Source organism: Rhodococcus sp. NPDC006774, assembly GCF_040636045.1.
Classification (GTDB): domain Bacteria; phylum Actinomycetota; class Actinomycetes; order Mycobacteriales; family Mycobacteriaceae; genus Rhodococcoides.
Window position 1 is genome coordinate 1 of record NZ_JBEYIW010000051.1, and the last position, 2,390, is coordinate 2,390.

The 2,390-nt window shown below is 62.9% G+C and carries 3 protein-coding genes; all 3 read right to left on the bottom strand.

Translation table 11 applies throughout. The features are described 5' to 3' along the window. Window positions 1–80 precede the first annotated feature (80 nt). Window positions 81–908 (bottom strand): TniQ family protein, encoded by an 828-nt coding sequence (locus ABZ677_RS27735; protein WP_358375295.1) that lies wholly within the window; start codon window positions 906–908, stop codon window positions 81–83. Further along, complete coding sequence (locus ABZ677_RS27740; RefSeq protein WP_358375301.1) at window positions 905–1,810, bottom strand: TniB family NTP-binding protein; 906 nt, start codon at window positions 1,808–1,810, stop codon at window positions 905–907. The genes ABZ677_RS27735 and ABZ677_RS27740 overlap by 4 nt, the downstream gene beginning before the upstream one ends. Window positions 1,811–1,874: 64 nt before the next feature. Continuing rightward, window positions 1,875–2,390, bottom strand: a 516-nt coding sequence (locus ABZ677_RS27745; RefSeq protein ID WP_358375298.1) for a Mu transposase C-terminal domain-containing protein, incomplete at its 5' end; no start/stop codon positions are given.

The following is a 2,390-nucleotide window of genomic DNA, read 5'->3' on the forward strand; positions in this document are numbered from 1 at the left end:
CGACGGAGGTGACCACTGATGCACTGATGCAACTACCCGCCTGATCACCAACGAAGGATCACAAACCAGTTACACCACTTCTAGGGGCTTGACCTCGCAACGAGCCTCGTCGCCCACCGTCCGGTGCGAACCAGTGGCGAGGACACTTCGTCGACGACGGTGCGCAGAAGCCGGAACCACACTGCGGCATGTACCCGGCCTGGGCCGAGTTCCACCCATCCCGTCGTCAGAGCCTCGGTGCTGCGCCGATCGAGGTCCGTGACCGCTGAAGGAACCGGAACGGGCGAGACCCGTTCGTCCGAACCGAACCGGACCTGATCCCAGAAAATTGCATGACCAGGCAAAGCAGAGCAGGGTTCGAGTCGACAACGGTGGTCGAGGCAGCTGCTCAGCACCGGATATTGATGCAGCAGAGTCATGTTGATATCAGCAGTGGATTCGAGGCTGTCGACACATGCCGGGCACGCCCGACTGCGCGGAGTGCTCGCCCACGGCAACCATGCCTTGCTCGTAGGTGTGCGACGTCGTCGATCCACCCTCGCGAGGTCGGCCGGTAGCAGGACCGAGAACTGGTGGACGTAGGTGTCGAAGTCGCAGTCGGCGGGGTCGGTGCTGTCGAGCAACCACGGTGTCCACCCCGCCAACGTCATCATCCGCACCCTCTCTACCGGGACTACGCCGCGACCGGCCAGCTCGGCGAGGATCGGCTCCGGTGTGTAGCGGTCGAGATCCTCGACAGCACAATCGATATCGAGGTCTGCAAGCAGGTCAGAAGGCTTGATGTGCGGATACAGCTCGCATATCCGGGCCAACCAGGACGAGAGGGCCTCACCTGGCAGTGGCTGCGGATGCAGCGGCCACGGGCGAACGTACGCATCATCGGGCATCGCCGCGAGCCGCGCGTTCACGCGAGGTGGCGCTCGAACTGGCGGCGTCGCTCGGTGGGACCGAGGTACGGAGTGCGCGTGAGCACCGATGAGGTGATCGCTTCCTCTCCGCTGTCGACGGCGGTCACTGCTGCGGCTGTGAGCAGCGTTGTCAGTTCACCGATGGTGCCCTCGGAGCGAGTGAGGAGGTAGTCGGTCATCTCCGGTGATGTCAGGTGCGAGGGTTTGCGGAGGGGGAAGCTCGTGGTGAAGCTGGCCAGCAGTGATCTGGTGTCGGCAGTGTTGGTCCAGACCGGCAAAGCCATGGGGTGGAATCGGTTCTCCAGCTGGGGATCGGTCCGGATGGCGAGGTAGGCGTCGCGGGTTCCGACAGCGACAAGAGGAATGCGTAGTTCGTTGCCCAGGAACCGCAGCACGTTCAAGAATTCGCGGCGGACGTTGTCGCGGCCGGCGAGGACGTTGTGGAGCTCGTCGATGATCAGCATCCGAACCCCGGTCGCTCGCAGCAGCGTGATCGCTTGCTGTTCGAGTTCGTGGACTCGGCTCCGTGGCCGGATCGGCGTTCCGAGGGCAGCAAGCATCGCCAGGTAGAACCGTGCGGGTGCCGGGTCCGGAGGCATCTGCATACACAACACCGGTATCTGCTCGCGATCGGGCAAGCTGACAGTGGGGTGTGCACGGCGGAACTTCTCAACGATCATCGACTTGCCGTTGTTCGTCGGTCCGATCAAAAGCATGTTCGGCATTCGTTGTCGATCCGGCCACCCCAGCAGCGCCTCGAGGTGCTCGATGACCGACTGTGCACGCGGATACCCGATCCACCGTTCGGCCCGAATGTGCCTGATGCGTTGTGCAGCAGGCAGAATCGCGATCGATCTGACCGAAATTCGCAGGTGGGTGAGGTCCGCGCGATCAACGTCGATTTCGTCGTCGCTACGGTCGCTATCGTCGCCTTCGAGAGCGCTGCGGGCGTCGTTGTTCACCGATTCACCATTCTTCGATGTCGTCGAAGATCGGAACCGACACGTCGTCGGTGCCTGGATCATGCTCGGGCGGGCTCTGCGTGTTCGGTGGTGTGGCGATGCTGCTCAGGTGGGCACGGCGAGTGCGATTACGTCGGGCTCGCTTGGTGTCCCTCTGTGCCGACGTGGCTATCTGACGCATCTGCTCGATCATCGCGAACAGAGCGTGTTCATCAATGCTCGCTCGGCCGTGTTCTCGAAGGCGCGTGACCGCTGCGCGGTGTTCCCACGATGTCACCGCCGGATGCGACATAGTCCGGTACGGCACCTCGACATACCCGCCGCCGCTGTCAGGGTCCAGGACCCACACCCTGCTCAGATCTCGTGGATCACGCCGGATCACGAACTGCCCCAACTTCTCTCGCCTGGCGATCCACGGTTTCAAAGCATTGGAGAAGTACTGGATGTGGTCGATGACGAACCCCGTCCGAGTCAGGCGGCGCCGCATGACCGGAAGGAAGTCCACCAGGAATGCGGTCTC